The organism is Chryseobacterium sp. PTM-20240506, assembly GCF_048296755.1.
In the GTDB taxonomy this organism is placed as follows: domain Bacteria; phylum Bacteroidota; class Bacteroidia; order Flavobacteriales; family Weeksellaceae; genus Chryseobacterium; species Chryseobacterium proteolyticum.
Window position 1 is genome coordinate 2,235,014 of the sequence record NZ_CP182581.1, and the last position, 21,188, is coordinate 2,256,201.

Sequence of the window (21,188 nt, forward strand, 5' to 3'; positions counted from 1 at the left end):
ATAAATGAAAAAACTTCCTTTCGGAAGTTTTTCTCTATGATTTAATATACAACGCATTTTTAATCTCCTCTTTCACTTTTTCAAGTTTAGGGAACCATTCTGCAAATAAAGCTGCTGAATATGGAGCAGGAGCATCAGGAGTCGTAATTCTCTTGATTGGTGCATCCAGATAATCGAAAGCTTTTTGCTGAACCATATATGCAATTTCAGAAGAGATAGACGCAAACGGCCATGCTTCTTCCAAAATAACCAGTCTGTTTGTTTTCTTAACAGAATTTAAAATAGCATCATAATCCAAAGGACGGATTGTTCTAAGGTCGATCACCTCTACAGAAATTCCTTCTTTAGCCAAATCTTCAGCAGCCTGAATCGCTACTTTCATGATCTTACCAAAAGAAACCAGAGTTACATCCTTACCTTCTTTCTTGATATCTGCCTTTCCGATCGGTAGATAGTATTCTTCTTCAGGAATTTCCATTTTATCTCCATACATCTGCTCGGATTCCATGAAGATTACCGGATCATTATCCTGGATTGCTGATTTCAATAATCCTTTTGCGTCATAAGGATTAGAAGGTACGATCACTTTCAATCCCGGACAGTTTGCATACCAGCTTTCGAAAGCCTGAGAGTGCGTAGCTCCCAATTGGCCTGCAGAAGCAGTAGGACCACGGAAAACAATAGGACAATTCCACTGTCCTCCACTCATCTGACGGATTTTTGCTGCATTATTGATAATCTGGTCAATTCCTACCAAAGAGAAATTGAATGTCATAAATTCTACAATGGGTCTGTTCCCATTCATCGCTGCACCTACGGAGATTCCGGTAAAACCAAGTTCTGCGATCGGTGTATCGATTATTCTTTTAGGACCAAATTCATCCAGCATTCCTTTTGAAGCTTTATACGCACCGTTGTATTCTGCAACTTCCTCCCCCATTAAATAAATGGATTCGTCTTTACGCATTTCCTCACTCATTGCCTGTGCAATTACCTCACGAAAAGTATATTCTGCCATATTTCTTTGAAAAATTTAGACTACAAAAATAGTGTTTTTTTATTACACACATCATAAAAACGGCATCTCATTTAAATGAAATGCCGTTAATTAATTTTATTTAAAACAGATTAGTTTACTTTTTGCCAAGTCTGCGTTCTTCCCAACAGGGATAAACCTATGTATCCTCTTACATTCAACTGATCTCCGGATCTTGTAATCGTACATTTATACGTTTTTCCAGTCTTTGGATCTGTAATAGTTCCTCCGGTAAATTCGTCACCTTCTTTTTTTAATCCCCTGATAATTTCCAGTCCAAGAATAGGTTTTCCTTTTCTGTCATCTTTACAATTTGTACAGTTAGGATCAGCAGGCTTTATAAGTAATTGCGATACCTTGCCATAATAAGTCCCATCTGTTTTTTTATAGATTTCTACAATAGATTTTGCCTGTTTGGTTTCATCATCTATAGTTTTCCATTTTCCTTCTATCTGTGCAAAAGATAATATACTTGCCAAAGAAAATGCCAGGGTAAATAATAATTTTCTCATATACTTGTTATTTTAATTTTGATATACTGTTCTTGTTATCTATTTAACGCTAAAAATATAAATTAATTTTAAACAAACAAAAACATTTATTATACTGGGCATATATAACAAGACACATACCAATTTAAAAAATTAAACACCCTCTTAGTTCAGTTTACGGTTGATAACCCTGTCCATATAATCCTGATACCAGGCTTTGGCAATCTCCTTTCCTTTTTCAGTCTCCGGTGTATTCAAATGATCTGCCAGATTTTTCTCCAATCCCAGATCTGATTTATCATAAATGCCTACTACATTTTTTCCGTCGAAACGATAGATATAATTCCCAATAATAAATTGTTCCACACCGCCATCTGAATTTGCTATGATAGCAGGGTATTTTTTATCACTTACGAGACTTCTTCCCCAGCTTCTTATCCTTTTATTATATCCGATCAGATCTGCCAGTGTTGGGTAAATATCAATCTGCTGTGCTTCTTCCGTATTTACTCCTTTCAAATGATATTCGGGATTGGGAGAATATAAAATAATCGGAACGGCAAAACGGTTCATACTTTTCTGATATTCCGGATAATAGATTTCATTGGTATGATCTCCGGTAAACACGAAAATAGTATTATTATACCAGGGTTGTTTTTTAGCCGTTTCAAAGTATTTTTTTATTGAATAATCAGTATATTGTATCGGTTCATGCATTTGATTTTTACCTTTTTTAAATTTCCCCTGGTATTTTTCAGGAATTTTAAAAGGATGGTGAGAAGAAGCGGTAAAAACAGTAGCCATAAATGGTTGCGTTTTCCCAACATTTTTAGCAAAGTATTGCAAAAACGGCTCATCCCAGATCGCCCACATTCCGTCAAAATCGGCATCATTATTATACTCGGTCTTTCCAAAATAATGTTTGAAACCTAAAATATTTCCAAAGCCAAGGAATCCCATGGATCCATTGGGTGCTCCATGATAAAATGAGGTATCATAACCCAGATCATTACATATAGAAACAATAGATTGTATTTTCTGATTGGAATATGGTGAACTTGTAAAAGCATCCGTAAGACTCGGAATTCCGGCAAGCACACTGCTCATTCCATGGATAGACTGTCTTCCATTCGCAAAGGTGTTGGGAAAAATTAAACTTTCACCAGCTAAACTATCAATAAACGGGGTGTAAGAAACATAATCTTTAATATTCTTATCCTTATTAAAAGCTCCGGAATATTCCCTGCTGAAGGATTCAACAATAAATATTACGATATTCGGACGGTTGGTTACCTGCCTGTCGTATATTTTATAAGGCTGGATATTATCCTCTATAAACTTCGGGTCTACAAAGTGAACTTCTTTAAAATTATTGGTTCCTAATGTTCTGAAGAATGAAAACGTACTGTTCAAAACCATATTCCCCTGAGATGGAATTTTCACGAAACGATTTGCGTCCACAAGATTAATAGGCCTTGTGCTGTGTCTGAAGTCTCCACGGATCCCTCCTACTACCAAAACTGTAATTCCACATAGACAAAGGACAGAAAGGATAAAATAAGGAATAAGTCTTACCGGCTTCTGTTCTGTGATCTTTATCCTTTTGTAAAGAAAAACCCATAGTGCCATAAGAACAAAAAACCATATAAGAACAAAAGGATTCTGAACAATGGAAGCACCAAACACTTTTCCGATATTAGTTTCATGCTTGGCCACCTGAAATGCAGCCGACGTTAATCTTGTCTGGGCAAATTTATAATAAACAAAATCACCGAAGTTCATGGCATAGGCAATTCCATTTGTGATAAAGTAAAGCCAAAATAACATTTTTTGATATCCCTTTCTGGTATTGATTATAACAGGGATAAGACTCAGCAAAATAAATAAAGAATTGACATATAAAATTGCAGTAGTATCAAAGGCAATTCCATGAAAAGATAAACTAAAATAGTCTGAAACCGAATCTACCTTTATGAGCTCTCTATTAAAATACCAGAACAAAAATCTGGCAATCTGATAAAAAACATATGCCAAAAAAATCCGGTATACCAATACCAGAACTTCCTGTTTTCTAAATTCTTTAAAAAATTTCATTTGGCAAATTTACATCAATTTCAGATTAATGTATTTTTTAGTGGGGAATATTTTAACCTAGAATTCTTAAAAAATGTAATTTTGTGACTATGAATTTTATTAAAAACAATCTTGCGAACGTCCTAACCTTAGGAAATTTATTTTCCGGATGCATAGGGGCAGTGCATCTTATCCTTGGTGATTATAAAATAACTGCTATTTGCCTTATCCTTTCGCTGGTTTTAGACTTTTTTGATGGCTTTGTTGCCCGTGCTTTAAAAGCTAATTCGAATCTGGGGGTTCAGCTGGATTCACTAGCGGATATGGTAAGCTTTGGTTTTATTCCGGGATTGACCATGTTTGTTGCTCTCGCAGACAATTCTTATTCTCACATTCCATGGTATGCTTATTCAGGATTTTTACTTACTGTATTTTCATGCCTGAGGTTAGCAATTTTTAATCTGGATGAAGATCAGAAGTATTACTTTAAAGGTTTAAATACACCTTCCAATACTATTTTAATTTTTGGCTTGTATTATGCCTTTAAAAAAACTCAGAGCTATGAGTTTATATTTTCCAATCTATATCTGATGATAGCCATTACCATTGTCTTTTCGTTACTTTTGGTAAGCCCTGTTAAAATGATTGCCATGAAATTCAAATCCATGAAACTGGAAGACAATTATCCAAAACTTGCTTTATTAATAGGTTCCATTATCATTCTGATCATATTGGGAACAGTAGGAATCCCTATGGTTATACTTTATTATATTTTAATTTCACTTATATTTCAAAAACAACTTACATAAATTCAGAATTTTGACTAAAATAAATTGAAATATTATTACTTCAAAATTCACTATCTCAACTTATAAATCTTCAATATGAATTTAAAACTATATAAACCTCTTTGCATTTTCGACCTTGAAACAACGGGAACAAATATCGGAAAAGACAGGATTGTTGAAATCTGTATTCTAAAGGTAAATCCCGATGCATCCAGGGAAAGTAAAACCTGGCGTATTAATCCTGAAATGCCAATTCCTTTGGAATCGAGCCAGATTCACGGCATTTATGACGAAGACGTTAAGGACGCTCCTACTTTTAAATCCATTGCTTCGAAGGTAATGGAAATGATTTCAGGCTCAGATTTGGGAGGTTTCAACTCCAACAGGTTTGATGTTCCTCTTCTTGCAGAGGAGCTTTTGCGCGCAGGAATTGATTTTGACCTAAGCAAATTCAAGTTGGTGGATGCCCAAACCATCTTCCATAAGAAAGAACCGAGAAACCTTGGAGCCGCTTATCAGTTTTACTGTGGTAAGACATTGGAGAATGCACACTCCGCTGAGGCTGACGTTATGGCAACCTTTGAGGTATTAGATGCCCAGGTAGGAAAATATGATGACGTGCCGAATGAAATTGCTGCTTTGAGTGAATTTACATTTCATAATAAGAATGCGGATTTAGCAGGGTTTATTGGATTCAACGAGAAGATGGAGGAAACTTTCAGCTTCGGTAAATATAAAGGACAATGTGTAAAAGTAGTTTTCCAGAAAGACCTGGGATATTATGGTTGGTTACAGAACGCCGATTTTCCTTTGTATACAAAGAAGGTCTTTACAAAAATTCAACTATCAAGTAAATTCTAAGGATGTCAAAACTTGTTCGTTTTAAATTTTACGAAACGGCTCTTGAAGCCAATAGGGATAAACAGATATTGGCAGAAAAAGGCCTTAACAGCTTCATAGCTAATGAGCAGCTCATTCAGTCGGACTGGCTATTGTCTCAGGCAGTGGGAGGAATTCAGCTTCAGGTTTTTGAAGACGACCTGGGTAAAGCAACGGAAATTTTGAAAGATTACAAAGAAAACGAGAATATAGCTCTTGAAGTGGAGCATACCATCGAAGATCCCGAATTCGATTTTGTATGTCCAAAATGTGGCTCCAATCATATTTACAGAGATGATAGTGCTACAAGTTTTTTCGGAGTTTCTATCTTAACAAGTCATAAGTTCATCTGCTATTACTGTGAGAATGAATTTACCCATTAACAATTAAATAATTTTTGCAAGGTATCATCGTCAATGATTTCATACCATGCAATAAAAAAATATAAGCATATGAAAATTATCTGCATAGGAAGAAATTATAGTGAGCATGCGAAAGAATTAGGAAATGAAATTCCTGAAAAACCTGTAATCTTTATCAAACCTGATACTGCTGTCCTGAAGGGTAATGATTTTTACCTACCCGAATTTTCTAAAGATATTCATTATGAACTTGAGGTGGTATTGAAAATCTCAAAAGGAGGAAAATACATCCAAAAAGATTCCGCCCATAAACATTATGAAGAAATCGGTTTGGGGATAGATTTTACAGCAAGGGACCTGCAGACAGAGTTAAAATCAAAAGGCCTGCCTTGGGAATTAGCTAAGGGGTTTGATGGTTCAGCTGTAGTAGGAAACTTCTTTAATAAAGAAAATTATAATCTGGAAAGTTTAGGCTTTTCATTACTGCAAAATAAAGAAAAGGTACAGGACGGAAACACAAAGGATATGATATTCAGTTTTGATGATATCATCGCGTTCGTTTCCCAGTATTTCACATTAAGAGTGGGAGACCTTATCTTTACGGGAACTCCAAAAGGAGTTGGGAAAGTTGAAGAAAATGATATTCTGGAAGCATTCCTTGAGGATGAAAAAATTCTGGATATCCGAATATTATAAGTATTTAACAGCGTATTTCATATTTTTTTCACTATCTTTAGTTAACAAAATTAAAGGTTATGATAAACATTATATTGCCCGTGGATTTTGGGGATAAAACAGAACAACTCGTAGATGGTGCGATCAAATTTGCCAAAGAGATAAATGGCAAGATTCATCTGATCCATGTAGCACCTACTGACATTGGATTTGCTATTGGTGATATGGGATTTCAGTATTTTCCTGAAGTTGAAGAAAATGAGATCAGAGAAGAACTGGTACAGCTGAATAGGCTTGAACAGAGAATTATTTCTCACGATGTAGAATGCGAGCATCTTTTAAAACAAGGTATTGCCAAAGATATTATCCTGGAATACGCTAAATCAAAAAATGCCAGCTATATCGTAATGGGCTCTCACGGAAGAAGTGGAATTTATGATGTTTTTGTAGGCAGCCTGACTAAAGGTTTAACGAAAAGCTCTACAATTCCGGTTTTGGTACTTCCTATTCACGAATAAAAAAAGTAAATTTTAACCGTTATAAAAAAGCCGATCAAATAAATTATTTGATCGGCTTTTTACTATATAACCAATTAATTAACCTTCTTTTTTGTAGATACTTGGATCATAATAAGGGTGTTTTCCCTCTGTTGGAGAATAGTAGTCTTTATCTTTATCACCTCCCAGTGTAACCACCAGAACGTAACACCAATAGGTGAACAACACACAGCAAACAATAAATAGGATCCAGTTTAAAACATTTCCAAAGGAATCAAAAAAACCGAAAGACCATTTGAAAACTTTGCTTAAGAATAGAAAGAAAGACGTCATTATTTTCCTTTTTTAAATTAACTTTGTACAAATTTATAAAAAATGTTTAAATTACTTTCAAAAGAAAGCAATATTTTTTCAATTCCTGTTTATATTGGTTTTCTTCTTTTAATAGTAATAATATTTAACATCCTGAATTTCAATACTTATGAAGCAATTGTTGCCGGAATAACATTTCTGGGAATTGCTTTGGGATATTTCTGTTTTCACAGTATTGCACTTAATCACCAGACTCATCTTCCCTTATTTTTATATTCATTTTTCATTTTCGGGCTCTATCCGGGAAATCTTGATATCGGAATTGCCGTATCATTACTTACTAATTCCTTTCTTTTGCTTCTTCTGACGAGCGCTAATGAAGATACCCGGAAAAAATCATATGTCCTGGTAGGTGCCATCGTTGCATTGAATTTTATTTTTTTACCTACTACATGGCCAATGGCCGTTTTTGTAGTTATACACGTTATTGCAACCTCTGAAAAAATAAGTTTAAATATATTCAGATTTTTACTTGGAATTATCCTGATCGTGTTCAGTTATTTTTCTGTCATGTTCTTTATGGACTTTACCACCTGGAACCTTGATTATTTCCCATTTGGAAAGATGAAACTGATTACAGATTACAGAGGAATTATCCCTTTAATCCCGGTTGCATTAATGCTGATCTATGCGGTATATGATCACTTTAAAAATTACAACAAAAAAAGCCCGATAAGCAGATATAAATATACCTTCCTATTGGTTTTCTCTTTAGCTCAGCTGGTTACTATTATCCTGTATATGAATAAGAGCTATGAATATTTACTGCTCCTCGCATTTCCTTCCAGTATCATACTGAGCCGGATGATGCGTTTTTTGCCCAAATACTGGATGCAGGAAGTCAGCCTTTGGCTGATTATTTTGAGTTTGGTTACCTTTAAAATAGGTACGTATTTTAATTTATTTTAAAAAGATTATGATTCAGATAGACGATAAATTAATCTCCGAGGAAATATTTTCCGAGGAGTTTGTTTGCAACCTTACCAAATGTAAGGGAGCATGTTGTGTGGAGGGAGATGTTGGAGCTCCTTTAGATAAAAACGAGCTTGAAATTTTAGATAATATCTTTGATAAAATCAAACCTTATCTGACGAAAGAAGGTGTAAAAGCTCTTGAAGAACAGGGAACATGGACAACCGATCCCTCTGACGGAATGTATGTAACGCCCATGGTAGAAGACCGCGAGTGTGCCTATGTAACATTCGATGAAAAAGGTATTACAAAATGCGGAATTGAAAAAGCGTATGAAGACGGTGCTATTGACTGGCAAAAGCCGATTTCGTGTCATCTGTATCCAATACGAATTACGGAATACTCTTCTTTTACTGCTTTAAATTACCATGAATGGTCTGTGTGCAGCGATGCATGTACATTGGGAAGAGAATTGCAGGTTCCTGTTTATAAATTCCTGAAAACACCCCTTATCAGGAAATACGGTGATGAATTCTATACCGTTCTAAGTGAAGCTGCTGAAGAATGGAAAAAAGAATATGGAAATTAAAAAAATAAAAACCGCAGATTTTGCGGTTTTTATTTTTTATAAGCTGTAGGTTTTACCTTATTATAATTTAAAATCAGCGTCCGTAACACCGGAATTCAGAACAATTTTAGTGGTTTTAATAACTACCTTCTGTCCATTTCCTTCGGCATCTACTTCTCCAGGGAACTTCAATCCGTCTACAGTCATGTAATCTTTTACAATCGCTGTACCTTCTTTTGATTCGGACTTGTATAACAATCCTGTAGTTGCATCAAAGAAGTATTTTCCTTTATCTGAAGTTAGCACATTATAATCTTTACCATCTATCTTCTCTACATTTACGGATTGGAAAGAAGCAGGATCATATCCCAATGCATCAACTGTTTTGCTTTTTTTAAGGTCAGCAATTTTATCCGCAGGAATATCCATTTTTTGTCCCATCTGGTCAAAAGTTCCTTTTTCGCCATCGAAAACCTGAGTCATTTGTTGCCCCATTACGCTTTGTACGGACTTGAATTTATTTCCCATCTTTTTAGTCGTCATAGCAATTTCCATCCCTTGTACAGTAACGGTATTTTCTATAACGGTTGTTTTTATAGCTTCTAATTTATCTCTTCCCCCCAAAGCTTTAAGATAATTATCTATTACTTCTTTAGGTGTCAGTTTCGATTTTACTGCTTCTGTTTTAGCAGCGGTTGTTTTTTGCTGTGCTGCTACTGAAGTGGAAAAAAGCACTGCACAGAAAAACGGAATGATTATCTTTTTCATATAATTTATTTATTACGTAAATATAGGAATATTGCCCGATATAAAATCTATGTTTTTTACAACAAAAAACCACCAAAATTGGTGGTTTTAAAATATTTATTTAAAAATAAATTATTTTTTAAGTTCTTCTAAAAACTCGTCATGCGAAATTGCAGTTTCTTTTTTGCTTGCCTTTTCAAGAATTACATCTTTCAATTTAGTCATAGCTACTTCAGAAGAAATCTGTCTTACCTGCTCCTGGTCTTTCAACATTTCAACAGCATACTTTTGAATTTCTTCATCTCCTAAATGGTGAATTCCGTAGATCGCCAATTGGTTTCTTACTAATTGTTCAGCTTGTGCAAGAACATCAGCATAATCCAATTTAATATCGTTATCATTCATCAATTTACCTTCGATGATCTGATAGCTTAATTGTTTTTTCTCAGATTCAAGGATTTCTTTTGCCTGCTCTTCAGTCTGGATATTCTGGTTAGAGAATAGTAACCATTTTACAAGGAAATTTTCAGGAAGTTTTACTTCTTCTTTTTCTGTAATTTGTTCCAATACTTTATTCACAAAGTGAACATCAGCATTTTGCTGGAAATACTCATCTAATTCAGCCTTAACTTTATTTTTAAGCTCTTCTTCAGACTTGATGTTTCCTTCTCCGTATACTTTATCAAAAAGATCCTGATTAAGTTCTGCTAAGTTCAGGCTATAGAAATCTTTTACTTTAACTTCAACTTCAGCGTGGTGTAAATGCTCAACTTCTTCTTTAGTAAACCCTAATTCTTTAGCTAATTCTTCATCACCTGCCAATGTTTCTTTAGAAACTTTTACAGAACCGTCCATTTTTAAAGCTTTAACTAATTTGAAAGCTTCTTTGTTTTCAGCTGTAATAGTAACATTTTTCGGATGGTGGTGGTGTTCTCCTTCAGCATCTTCTTCTACAACCTGAGAAACCTCTAAAGCAACATAAGAATCCTTAGTGATCTTATCTTGAGGAACCTGCTCAGCGAAACGCTTCTGCATGTTTTCAATGCTTTTTGTGATTTCTTTATCAGAAGCTTCTACTTTATAGTGAGGCGCTTCATATTTAGCTAAATCTATAGTGAATTCAGGCTCGTATCCTACTTCAAAAGCAACTTCAAGTTGATCTGCATTATGATTGAAATCATTTACAGGTTGAGGTACAGGCTGGCCAACTAATCTTAACTTGTTTTCGTTTACATAGTTATTTAAAGCATCAGAAACTTGTTTGTTGATCTCTTCGAATGCAATACCTGCTTCATATTGTTTTCTAACCATACTTAAAGGCACTTTTCCTTTTCTGAAACCAGGAACTTGCGCATTTTTAGCATAATTAATCAACTGCTTCTCTACTTTGTCTTTGTAGTCAGATTTTTCCAATGTTACAGTAAGTAATGCACTTACGTCATCATGGTTTTGTGCGGTAACCTTCATTATTGATTAAAATTTTAGGTTGCAAAAATATGAAATTTTTATCAAAATAAACTATTAAAGATAAATTCTTCGGCATCAAATATTTATAAATAAAAAACCACTGAATTTTTCAGTGGTTTTATCTATTTGCTGTTTTTTTAATTTATAATCGTATAAGTAGCCTGAGCATCGGTTTCTCCTCCTGTTTGAGCTCCATACACTATTCCGTTTCCACTTACTGAAGAAGCTTCGGAAACGGTGGCTGGTTCGTGATACAGAGTAAGAATAAGCTGGCTTTGTGCTGATGCATTTTTTACGGCCTTGGTCACTACCCATTTTGTTTTAAGTCCTACATGTTTTCCATCACCTCTTGTAGAACTTGCATCATCGGTTCTGGTTAGTGTAAGATCAGAATTAGGGAAATTGTACACTAAAAAATGTTCATCTTTTGCATCTTTAATTTCCTGGGTTGCATCTTCATTACCATTCTTGAACTGCACTTCTACTTCATATGTCTTCCCGTTCTCTAATTTTATCGACTGTGCCCCTCCGGCACCTACACTATAATTGTAAGGTAAAGTTACCTGTGTGGCAACATCTTTTACCAATAAAATAATATTAGTAAGATCTTCCTGAGGCAGATCATCTTCTTCCGCTGAGTTATCTCTTTGACAAGATACGATAGAAACTGCGATGAATAAAATACCTATTAGTTTGATAATATTTTTAGTGTTAAATAATTTGTTCATTTTTTTTAATTTAAATTTTTAAAATCTTGATTTGTAATGGTAAAATATTAGAAACGATATCTAACATTAAGTATAAAATTTCTTCCTGCTTCATCTGCAAAAAATCTCATACGATTAAGATAATCTCTGTATGAAACGTTGAATAGGTTATTAACGATAAGTCCTGCAGAAATGTTTTTGCTGATATTAATACCAGTCTGAATATTCCAAAGTGAATATCCGCTCGGGGGAGTGCTGAAATCTACTATCTTTTCTACTTCTACACCATTTTCAAAAATAGTAATGGGAGCATTATGAATAGGAAATCTATTTTGCTTTAAAAAGGTTTGATTTTCAAGGCTGAAATAGAATTGATTCCATTTTTCCATTTTAAACTGTAAGGCATTGGAAAAATTAGGAGGCATCATCAGGATTAGTGGTTCGTTATTTGAATCGTCCTGCCCATTAACATAACTTCCTCTTCCTATATAGGTAAGATTTTCTGTAAGTTTCCAGTTGACATCCACATCTACACCATACATTTTGGCATCAATCTGTTGATAAGACCATACAGGAAAAACACCTCTTATCGTATTCTGAACCCCGGTAGGAATTTCATTAATGTAATTTTTAGTTATGAAAAAATAAGGGTTTACTGATATGTTTAATCCCTTCAGTACATTAAATTTAGCATCAGCAACTAAATTAAATTGATGTCCCTGTTCATTTTTCAAGCCCATATCTCCAATTTCTATTACCGCTGCAGAATGATGCAACCCATCGGAAAATAATTCAGCAATATTAGGTGTTCTTCCTACTTTAGCATAATTAAATTTCAGATTAAAATTTGAGCTAGGATGATATTCCAGTCCGGCATTAAAAGAAATATTTTCATAATTAAGTTTCGGACGTGTTAAGACTCTGTTTTTATCTGTTTTCACATAAAACTGAGGATAAGTCGCTTTATATAATTTATCCCAATCACTTTTGTCATACCATTTTGTTACATCATATCGGTTAAAGTCATATCTTACACCTCCCTCTGCATTCAATTCATCTGAAATTTTGTATTTAAAAACAGAGTAAACGCCCGCAGAATATTTGTCATAATTAGGGATCAGACGTCTTGCTTTTGTGGCCGGATCTGAATAATTGTTCTGAAAACTTGCGTCAATTCCAGTTTCCAACGACCATTTTTCTCTTTCTAATAAATCGTTCACATTAAACTGATGAGTCATCAATGCCAGATCCAAAGAGGGAATATCTTTTAAATCTCCCCTTCTTATATCATATTCTTGCCTATGGTTGTATTGAAAGCTATAACTTGCAGATACCTTCCCAATATTTTCAAATCTTTTAAAAGCAGAAACTTTGGCAATATGATGTTCTATAACCTGTCGTGGGTTATCAATATCATAACTGAAATTTCCCGTATATACAGGAATATTCAACGTCATCGCATTATAAAAATCATTATTATTTCCAACATGCGAACCTCTGTAAATCCCAATATTCTGATTAGTAAGATAATAATCAAAAGAAATTCCCTGTTCATAGCTATTCTTCTGAACTGTAAAATTAAATGATGAAAAATCCATCCCGGTATTCATTAAGTTATAATCAGGAGTATGCTGATCACCTAATTTTTTAATGGATCCTCCGGATTTTACCGCCCATCCGTTTTTCCAGATCTTGGCAACATTTACATCTAACCCAAGACCTTTCCCGTTTGAAATACCTGAAAGATTCACAGAACCTTTTAGCGTGTCTTTTTTAGGGAAAATTTCAGGTTCCATAACTATAACTCCTCCGATTGCATCACTCCCATATTTCAGAGCAGACGCCCCTTTGATCACGTCTATATGCTGGAAATTATTAATATCCACATTAGGAGCATGCTCTACTCCCCATTCTTGTTCCGCTAGCTTTACTCCATTATTCATAATAGCTATACGGCTTCCATATAATCCGTGAATAATGGGTTTCGAAATATTATTTCCCGTCTTCAAAGCATTAACACCTGAAATCTTGGATAGTAAATTCCCTAAGTTATCAGTGGAATTTTTTTCTATTTCAGATTTATCAATGGTCTTAATAATCAAAGATCCGTTTGATTTATGGTTTCCATGAATAGTCACCGTCTCAATATCCTGAATATGATGTTCCAGGACGATGGTTAAATGAAGATCCTGATCCACTCCTATATTTTCAGTATAATCATGGCAATCAGGATGCTTTGCAATGAGATTATAAGATCCCGAAGGAATTTTGCTGAATAAAAACTTACCCTTTTTATCCGTTTTAGCCGTAAAGTCTCCTATTTTCACGACTGCATTTTCAAGCATGCTTTTATCATGAAAATCCTGAACGGTGCCTTCGACAGTATAAGTTTTTTGTGCGTTTGTTAATACCAATCCGCAAAAGATCAGTAATAAGCTATATATCAATTTCATTGTAAATAGATAGATTGCGTACTTAAAAAGTACATTTTTTCGTAAAAGTTTGTTGCTTTATTTTTTATACAATTCTAAATTGTACGAAGTAAAATGTATTGATGTAATGATAATTCTCCAATACATTTAGTCTTATTTCTATCGTACCTCATAATACCTACCTGATGTTTTTCTTGTCAGGCATACATTGAAGTCTCAGATATAAGACAAATCCGATAAAGATCTATGAATTTATGAAATTGCGGGTGGTCCCCGAAGCTGAAAAGTAAATTTGGTTTGAGACCAAATGATCTCCTGAATGGTAATAACCTGCTTTACCTCTTGTGTATACCCATCGAAAGAAAAATTAAATTCTTCGGGTACCAAAGTATGACCAGTAGCCAGGAAATGACAAGCTAAACAATCGCCTACCTTCTCTTTCGCTACATTTTTTGTAACGGTATTTTCAGATTTTTTGAGGTTAAAATTTCTAAAGTTATCCACTACATCATGGTGGTGAAAGCTTTGAGAAAACAGAGCAAGAAAATAGATCCCAAACAAAAGTCTGGAGATAAAATTCTTTAATTGTCTGGTTTCCTTAAAAATCATGCACCAAAAATAACAATAATAATTGTAATTATTCAATAAAAATAATAACCTCAATTAAAACACCTGATCATATTTCGAGGTTTACTCGAGTTGAGATGCTAAATGTTCCCACTCCTGTAAAGCCAGCTCCAGGTCTGCTTTTACTTTATTATATTTTTCCAGGCTCTCTTCTGAAGGGTTTTCTTTTGCAAAAGAGGCTTCCATTTCTTCAGATTGAGTTTCCAATTCAGAAATCCTTTCTTCTACTTTCTTTATTTTGTTCTGGATATTTTTTTGCTCCTTACTTACAAATCCTGATTTTGGCTGAGATACTGCTTCAGTTTTTTCAGGTGTTTCAACTTTTGGCTTTGCCTCTTCTTTTACATCATCATTATGAAGCTTTGCCTTTTCCGCAGAAATTTCCCTGATGGATTCTTTTTGTCTGTACTCCAGATATTCGTTGATATCTCCCAGAAATTCTTTCATTTTCCCATCACGGAATTCAAAGATCTTATCACAAAGACCCTGCAGGAACTCCCTGTCGTGAGAGATTACGATCAATGTTCCTTCAAACTTTTGCAGTGCCAGCTTGATGATCTCCTTAGACTGGATGTCAAGGTGGTTGGTCGGTTCGTCCATAATCAAGGTATTGAACGGACGCAATAACAATTTACATAATGCCAGACGGTTTCTTTCTCCCCCCGACAATACTTTGGTTTTCTTGGTAACAGCTTCCCCCTGAAATAAGAATGATCCCAGCAAATCTCTTACTCTAGGTCTGGTTTCTTCCGTAGCAGCATCTTCCGCTTCTTCCAGAACCGTTTTATCCGGTGTTAATACTTCTTCCTGGTTTTGGGCGAAGTATCCGATATTTACATTATGTCCTAAATTCCAGGTTCCTGTGTAATCTTTGATTTCTCCTGCAAGAATTTTTGCCAAAGTTGTTTTACCCTGTCCATTTTGCCCTAAAAGAGCAATCCTGTCTCCACGTTGGACCATAAAGTCTACGTTATCGAATATTTGCTTATTTCCATAAGCTTTTCCAAGATTTACAGCTTCAAAATTAACTTTCCCGGGAACAACCGATTGTACAAAACGAATATTGAATTTGGAAACATCTTCATTTTCCACCTCGATACGTTCTACTTTCTCAAGCTTTTTAATCAACGACTGGGCAAATGCGGCTTTGGAAGCACTTGCACGGAATTTATTGATCAGGTCCTCGGTGTGTTTTATTTCTGCATCCTGATTCTTTTTAGCCTGAATCAGCTTTTCTTTTCTGTCTTTTCTGAGTTCAAGATACTTGGTATAATTTGCCTTATAATCATCAACCTTTCTGTTATTAATATCAAAAGTTCTATTACAAACAGAAGTCATAAACTGTTTATCGTGACTCACCAGTACAATCGCTCCAGGATAATCTTTAAGAAAGTTTTCAAGCCAGATGATGGATTCCATATCAAGGTGGTTGGTAGGCTCATCGAGAAGCATTACATCATTCTTTTGAAGAAGCAGTTTTGCCAGCTCTATTCTCATTCTCCATCCTCCGGAAAACTCATCCGTAATTTTCTTAAAATCATCTGCTTTAAAGCCTAACCCGAATAATACTTTTTCCATATCGCCTTCCAGATTGTAAGCATCGTGGTGCATTAAGAGGTCGTTTAACTCAGTCATTCTGTTGATCAAATCCGTATAAGAATCACTTTCATAATCTGTTCTTACCGTCATCTGATGATTCACCTCCTCAAGTTCATTTTTCCAGGCATTGATCTGTTCAAAAGCCTGCATGGTTTCATCCCAAACAGTTCTTCCTTTCACAAAATCCAGATCCTGCTTTAAGAAACCAATGGTGATATTTCCATCAGGGACTACATTTCCTTCGTAGAATGTAATTTCTCCGGAAAGCATTTTCAATAAAGTGGATTTCCCAGCTCCATTTTTACCTACTAAACCAACTTTATCATCCTTTTTAATTGTGAAATTCACATTTTGAAACAAATAGTTTCCCGAATGATGTAACCCTAGACCTTGAACCGAAAGCATTTAATGATATAATTTAAGAATTAATACTGAATATTTTTCGGGTGCAAAAATACGGAAAAAGAAATGAATAGACCAGAAATAAAAAAAGCCTCCTGCATGCGGCACTTTATTATATAAGTTTCAAGTAAAAAAGGGCGAACATCTGATTTATCGGTTTACTTAATAAATAATAGACCGTATCCAATCATCATTGTTTGGAATATTACTTTCATAAGCAAAATCTGTAATGACCATATCTTCCGGAAAAAACATTTCGGTCCGGAGAGCAGAATGAAAGTTATTATCTAAGGATTTAAACGGAACATTCAGCCCACTGTTTATGATCTCCTTATACATTAAAGCTTGTGATTTTTGAAGTTGCCCTTTTTTATACAAACCGAAATTGGCTGAAATATGAATATAGCATGCAAGCTTTTCATAATCATATAAAGGTTTCTGGCATGATTTAAGATTAACTGCGTATTTTTCCAGCTCATTATAAAGGGTTTCCAAATAAAAATGTTCCGGATCTAATGTAAAATCACTTTCACTAAAGTCAGTGATAAAAACCGGAGCCACGGAATTTGTCTGCATGAGCATTAAACTCCCGTACACTTTTGAAAGATCATTATATACCATTTCTTTTTCAACATATGCCTGGGACAGGATATCCCCCTCATCGATCCGGTGATTCCTTAAAGGTATATCCCATATTTTATTTTCTTCTGTGTCTTTGGCTGTCTCTTTTACATGAGAAACATAATCATTAACATCTGAAACCTCAAAATAATTTCCTGAAATATATACCGATTGTGAGCTATTAAGATACCCTCCACCAACATCCGCATGAACACCCGGAACAAAAATTTCTTTCCAGACGCATTTGTCAGTCATAAATTCGGAATCATTCATAGTACGGGAGTTCTCAAAAAAACCGGTCAGCGGAAAAAAATACCGGCACTCGTTCATCGCACATAAGTGAAGGGCATTTTCCACTCCTTGCGATAACTTTACGTGGTATTGGTTAAATGGAGCTGATTCTACAGTATCGAACACTCCAAGGAACTTTATTTTTATATGCCCTGAAATTGAAGACCCCCGCTTTAACAGTTCATAGCAAAAATTCCTCGCCAGCATACCTCCTCTTCCAAATCCATAAACATAAAACTGATATTCTTTGGTTGTGTCTCTCATTTTATCTTCAATAAAAGCATATGCTCTCCGAAGTTTATCGTCTGAAGAATAGCCGGAACATCCTATAGGATTTTTACAGGTAGCCTTTGCAAAATCACTGTCTTCGGAGCCTGTTATTGTTCCTATTCCTTCTACATATAATTTTTCATTCCCGTCGAATACTTTAAAAAGTTTATATATGTTGGTTGGCAAAGCGTGATAACTTATGTGATCCGTCAATGTTTTTTTATCTGAAGTTGCATTGAGTCCGTTACTTCCTGCCCCATCAAAAAAAATTCCGACGGATATTATAGTATTCTCCATAATAACAATTTTAAACATTTACCCTCTGCACATTTAACAGTAAGCCTTAAAAATTTTAGCTTTCAGCAGGATAAACATTTCAAATTAACCGTGAAAAAAAATGGAATAGTAGAGTAAAAGCTACCAAATAAAAAATTCCGTATTTCTACGGAATCATATTTTTTCTATTGAATAAATATGATTGATGATGGCATAGATCACAATACCAACTGTATTTTTAGCTCCGATCTTTTCAAGGACTCTTTGGCGGTGGCTTTCCACTGTTCTAGGGCTTATAAAAAGTTTTTCCGCAATTTCATTATTGGTAAACTCCTGGCAGATGAGTTTTACAACATCTTTTTCACGCTCGGAAAGTTCATCTTCCATTTCAAATAAGGATTTCTTTTTACTGGAAGAATTCATATATGAAAAAAGCATTTGATGATCTTCTGCCGTAAAATAAACTCCGTTTTTATGTACCATGGTAATGGCCTCAATAAATGTTTTTTTATTGGAATTCTTCGGAAGGAAAGCAGACACGCCCAGTTTTACCATATACCCCAAAATGGAACTTTTATAATGAGAGGAAAGAATAATAATCTTAAGATCTGGATATTTCTCTTTAAGAATTCCCACCAACTCAAAGCCGTTCATAGGTTGCATCTGCACATCCACGAGGGCAATATCCGGAAAACTATTCTCCGCAAGACTTTCTAAATTATTTATAAAATCGGGACCGTTATCTGAAGTAAGGGTCACGGAAATATTCTGCTCGTTTGATAACAGTAACTTTATTCCCTCGAGAATTAACTGTTCATCATCTATCAGTGCTATTTTAATCTTGGAATTCATTGTTGCATGGAATTTTAATAATTAGACGACTTCTTTTACCCGGTACATTCTTCCACTTATGGATGGCATTAATGGATTTGATCCTGGATTCAATATTTTTGATGCCCATCCCTTTTTTTACCAGGTTATAATCAAATCCTTGTCCGTTATCTGAAACCACGAGTGCTGTAATTTTCGAATAATCTTTAAGATAAATCCAAATCTTCGTGGCTTCTGAATGCTTGATAACATTGGTCGTAAACTCCTGTATAATCCGGTAAAGCTGAACCTCAATAAATATATCTTTCTTTTTATAATGAGATGCCACATGTAATGAAATATTAACCCTGTTGGACAGATTTGCAATCAGTTCTTCGATGTATAAGACAAGTCCCACCGATTCCAGATTCACCGGATAGAGTGAATGAGATATTGTCCTTGCTGAATCGATAAGGGCAGACATTTGCCCGTTGATGTTCTTTTTGATCAGTTCATCGCCTTTTGTATCGAGATTATTAAGCCACAAAGAGAGAATATTGAGTCTGTTTCCCATATCATCATGAATCATCACGGCAATCCTTTTCCTTTCTTCCTCCTGGGCCTTAATATTTTCCAGTACAAGCTTTTTCTGATGAAGGACTTCAGCTTCATGCTGCACATTCTTTTCTTTGATGATCCGGTCGACAAAAGTTTTGTATGCCAACAAAATAAATACTACGATAATTGCTATGGTAACAATTATAAGTATTAAAAAATCAATATGTAAGGTTATTTCTTTAATTTGATAAAAGTGTATATAAATGAACCATACAAAATGCTTGACAGTATATTATTGGTTCCTAAAATTGTATAATAATCATCTTCTGACAAGGTGGCTATCTGATGTTGAATGATAAAAATAAAGACCGAAACAGAGTAATAGAAAAAAATACAGGCATCTACCAGGATAAACCTGTTGATGGCTTTATTATTTTTAATTTGTTGCAGTAAAGTAGATCCTGCAAAGCAAATAATGATGATGTTGGAAGTTACTTTTACAACATCATCATTAAAGTAAATCTTAAACGTTTTATTCATCAGTAAAAAACCGAGAGAAAGAACCGCTACCGGAATCCATCCGTATTTAGATATTCCCAGCTTTCTAATGAATAAACTTGTCAAAAGGAAAAATTCGCCAGCTATATAAATAGGGTACAAAAATGAAGTGTCCTTGTAATGCAGAACAACCGTTAAAAAATTAGTGGCCGCTTCAATGAAAAAAAGAAATCCGATATAAAAAACATATTGTTTTTCTTCCTTTTTAAGAACGGAATACTTTGCTATCCCAAAAATAAGGGAAACAAGAAGTAAAAAATTAGTGATACCCCACGTAGTAATAAAATAGCTATGCATTTATTGTTCTATAATTGACAAATTGGAGGACATGGTCTGGACCAGTCGTAGGTATTGGAAATAACTTCTACACTTCCTGTATTTTGCAGATCTTTATAAAATGAAATAAAGATGAGTGTTACCAATGGTCTCTGATAAATTTCAGAAAATTTAATTCCGAAAGAGCATATGATGTAGCTCAATCCTTCTTTGGATGGACACAAATCTTCAACAGGTACATAGAATCTCTTAAAAATCCTTGCTCCTTTGAATTCATCACATTCCCTGTAAAACCAGGTAGATCCTTCATCTCTCCAGAGCTCAATAGCAGCAACAGCTTTATCCTGCTCCATTATCGGCATATTAGCTACCGGTAAATACATATCCGCTGTTTTATCTACCTGCTGAAGTTCCTTAGAAAGAACGGCGTTTTTTACTAATGTATATTCTTTGGTTTCTACTAAAGTAAGATTCGATGTAAGTTCTGCAAGAATACTGTATGGATATTCATTAACAGCAATTTTTTGTCCGTTGACATCAAGAGGGCAAAGGATCAGTACAAGCTGATTTTTGTAAACCCCTATTTCAGAACAAAAATCATCACATTTGTTGTTCTTTTTTAACCAATCAATCTGATCAAAGGAAAGGGTAAAAACATAATTGGGGGGAATAAGTTTTTTTATCGTTGAGTAATCTTTAGAACTGGTATCCCATGCGGCGATTGCAGCGGCATACTCTTCTCTGTTGAAAATTATCATATTTACATGGTTTTAGTGCCATAAAATTATGTAAACTAAACTACCTATGCAAATATCCCATCTATAATTGAAGATTTATTAATATTTTTAAATACATAAGAATAGCCTATTCAAAGGCCTTTCCAAAGGAAGTGCT

22 protein-coding genes are annotated in these 21,188 nt (G+C 34.7%); 7 read left to right on the plus strand and 15 right to left on the minus strand.

The annotated features are described in order from the left end of the window. Positions 1 to 34: 34 nt before the first annotated feature. The 3 genes from ACNFU2_RS09895 to ACNFU2_RS09905 all read right to left on the minus strand — a co-directional run bounded on the left by ACNFU2_RS09895 (position 35) and on the right by ACNFU2_RS09905 (position 3,621). Positions 35 to 1,018 (minus strand): pyruvate dehydrogenase complex E1 component subunit beta, encoded by a 984-nt coding sequence (locus tag ACNFU2_RS09895; RefSeq protein ID WP_273649199.1) that lies wholly within the window; start codon positions 1,016 to 1,018, stop codon positions 35 to 37. Positions 1,019 to 1,128: 110 nt separating this feature from the next. Then, positions 1,129 to 1,548: a DUF2147 domain-containing protein gene (locus ACNFU2_RS09900; protein WP_172280181.1), complete on the minus strand. Its 420-nt coding sequence runs from the start codon at positions 1,546 to 1,548 to the stop codon at positions 1,129 to 1,131. Between the two features lie 144 nt (positions 1,549 to 1,692). Next, entirely contained in the window at positions 1,693 to 3,621 is a 1,929-nt protein-coding gene (locus ACNFU2_RS09905) for an LTA synthase family protein (RefSeq protein WP_306614018.1), read from the minus strand. Between the two features lie 89 nt (positions 3,622 to 3,710). On the opposite strand from ACNFU2_RS09905, the gene ACNFU2_RS09910 reads away from it, so the two are divergent. The 5 genes from ACNFU2_RS09910 (at position 3,711) to ACNFU2_RS09930 (ending at position 6,822) form a co-directional block, all read left to right on the plus strand. Next, entirely contained in the window at positions 3,711 to 4,409 is a 699-nt protein-coding gene (locus ACNFU2_RS09910) for a CDP-alcohol phosphatidyltransferase family protein (protein WP_273649205.1), read from the plus strand. A 75-nt stretch (positions 4,410 to 4,484) separates the two neighbouring features. Next, positions 4,485 to 5,249, plus strand: a complete 765-nt coding sequence (locus tag ACNFU2_RS09915; protein WP_273649206.1) for a 3'-5' exonuclease — start codon at positions 4,485 to 4,487, stop codon at positions 5,247 to 5,249. Between the two features lie 2 nt (positions 5,250 to 5,251). Then, on the plus strand, positions 5,252 to 5,650 hold the full coding sequence (locus ACNFU2_RS09920) for a hypothetical protein (RefSeq protein WP_273649208.1): 399 nt from the start codon (positions 5,252 to 5,254) through the stop codon (positions 5,648 to 5,650). 69 nt (positions 5,651 to 5,719) lie between these two features. Beyond that, entirely contained in the window at positions 5,720 to 6,325 is a 606-nt protein-coding gene (locus ACNFU2_RS09925; protein WP_172280191.1) for a fumarylacetoacetate hydrolase family protein, read from the plus strand. Between the two features lie 59 nt (positions 6,326 to 6,384). Further along, positions 6,385 to 6,822: a universal stress protein gene (locus tag ACNFU2_RS09930; RefSeq protein ID WP_172280194.1), complete on the plus strand. Its 438-nt coding sequence runs from the start codon at positions 6,385 to 6,387 to the stop codon at positions 6,820 to 6,822. A 78-nt stretch (positions 6,823 to 6,900) separates the two neighbouring features. Here ACNFU2_RS09930 and ACNFU2_RS09935 read toward each other — a convergent pair whose 3' ends face one another. Next, the gene (locus tag ACNFU2_RS09935; protein WP_172280196.1) at positions 6,901 to 7,134 is read right to left on the minus strand and encodes a DUF6341 family protein; all 234 of its coding nucleotides are present in this window, start codon (positions 7,132 to 7,134) and stop codon (positions 6,901 to 6,903) included. A gap of 42 nt (positions 7,135 to 7,176) precedes the next feature. Between ACNFU2_RS09935 and ACNFU2_RS09940 the strand changes: the two genes are divergently transcribed. Both ACNFU2_RS09940 and ACNFU2_RS09945 read left to right on the plus strand, forming a co-directional pair. Next, the gene (locus ACNFU2_RS09940; RefSeq protein WP_172280198.1) at positions 7,177 to 8,082 is read left to right on the plus strand and encodes a DUF6427 family protein; all 906 of its coding nucleotides are present in this window, start codon (positions 7,177 to 7,179) and stop codon (positions 8,080 to 8,082) included. A 7-nt stretch (positions 8,083 to 8,089) separates the two neighbouring features. Continuing rightward, entirely contained in the window at positions 8,090 to 8,674 is a 585-nt protein-coding gene (locus ACNFU2_RS09945) for a DUF3109 family protein (RefSeq protein ID WP_172280199.1), read from the plus strand. 60 nt (positions 8,675 to 8,734) lie between these two features. Here ACNFU2_RS09945 and ACNFU2_RS09950 read toward each other — a convergent pair whose 3' ends face one another. From ACNFU2_RS09950 to ACNFU2_RS10000, 11 genes are all read right to left on the minus strand, one after another. Further along, positions 8,735 to 9,421: a hypothetical protein gene (locus ACNFU2_RS09950; protein WP_172280201.1), complete on the minus strand. Its 687-nt coding sequence runs from the start codon at positions 9,419 to 9,421 to the stop codon at positions 8,735 to 8,737. 111 nt (positions 9,422 to 9,532) lie between these two features. Further along, positions 9,533 to 10,867 carry a trigger factor gene (locus tag ACNFU2_RS09955; RefSeq protein ID WP_172280203.1) on the minus strand — a complete coding sequence of 445 codons (1,335 nt, stop codon included), beginning with the start codon at positions 10,865 to 10,867 and terminating at the stop codon, positions 9,533 to 9,535. Between the two features lie 137 nt (positions 10,868 to 11,004). Continuing rightward, entirely contained in the window at positions 11,005 to 11,595 is a 591-nt protein-coding gene (locus ACNFU2_RS09960) for a hypothetical protein (protein ID WP_273649218.1), read from the minus strand. A 47-nt stretch (positions 11,596 to 11,642) separates the two neighbouring features. Beyond that, the gene (locus ACNFU2_RS09965) at positions 11,643 to 14,027 is read right to left on the minus strand and encodes a TonB-dependent receptor (protein ID WP_418124783.1); all 2,385 of its coding nucleotides are present in this window, start codon (positions 14,025 to 14,027) and stop codon (positions 11,643 to 11,645) included. Between the two features lie 231 nt (positions 14,028 to 14,258). Next, on the minus strand, positions 14,259 to 14,615 hold the full coding sequence (locus tag ACNFU2_RS09970) for a hypothetical protein (RefSeq protein WP_172280208.1): 357 nt from the start codon (positions 14,613 to 14,615) through the stop codon (positions 14,259 to 14,261). A gap of 81 nt (positions 14,616 to 14,696) precedes the next feature. Continuing rightward, positions 14,697 to 16,637, minus strand: coding sequence for an ABC-F family ATP-binding cassette domain-containing protein (locus tag ACNFU2_RS09975; protein WP_273649222.1), 1,941 nt, complete (start codon positions 16,635 to 16,637; stop codon positions 14,697 to 14,699). Positions 16,638 to 16,796: 159 nt separating this feature from the next. Next, a complete protein-coding gene (locus ACNFU2_RS09980; protein WP_273649224.1) occupies positions 16,797 to 18,113 on the minus strand; it encodes a T6SS phospholipase effector Tle1-like catalytic domain-containing protein in 1,317 nt (438 codons plus the stop codon). 153 nt (positions 18,114 to 18,266) lie between these two features. Then, entirely contained in the window at positions 18,267 to 18,944 is a 678-nt protein-coding gene (locus ACNFU2_RS09985; protein WP_273649225.1) for a response regulator transcription factor, read from the minus strand. Next, the gene (locus ACNFU2_RS09990) at positions 18,928 to 19,626 is read right to left on the minus strand and encodes a sensor histidine kinase (RefSeq protein WP_273649227.1); all 699 of its coding nucleotides are present in this window, start codon (positions 19,624 to 19,626) and stop codon (positions 18,928 to 18,930) included. Before ACNFU2_RS09990 ends, ACNFU2_RS09985 begins: the two co-directional genes overlap by 17 nt. Positions 19,627 to 19,691: 65 nt before the next feature. After that, entirely contained in the window at positions 19,692 to 20,315 is a 624-nt protein-coding gene (locus tag ACNFU2_RS09995; protein WP_345992163.1) for a hypothetical protein, read from the minus strand. 8 nt (positions 20,316 to 20,323) lie between these two features. Continuing rightward, positions 20,324 to 21,052 carry a hypothetical protein gene (locus tag ACNFU2_RS10000; RefSeq protein ID WP_273649231.1) on the minus strand — a complete coding sequence of 243 codons (729 nt, stop codon included), beginning with the start codon at positions 21,050 to 21,052 and terminating at the stop codon, positions 20,324 to 20,326. Positions 21,053 to 21,188 lie beyond the last annotated feature (136 nt).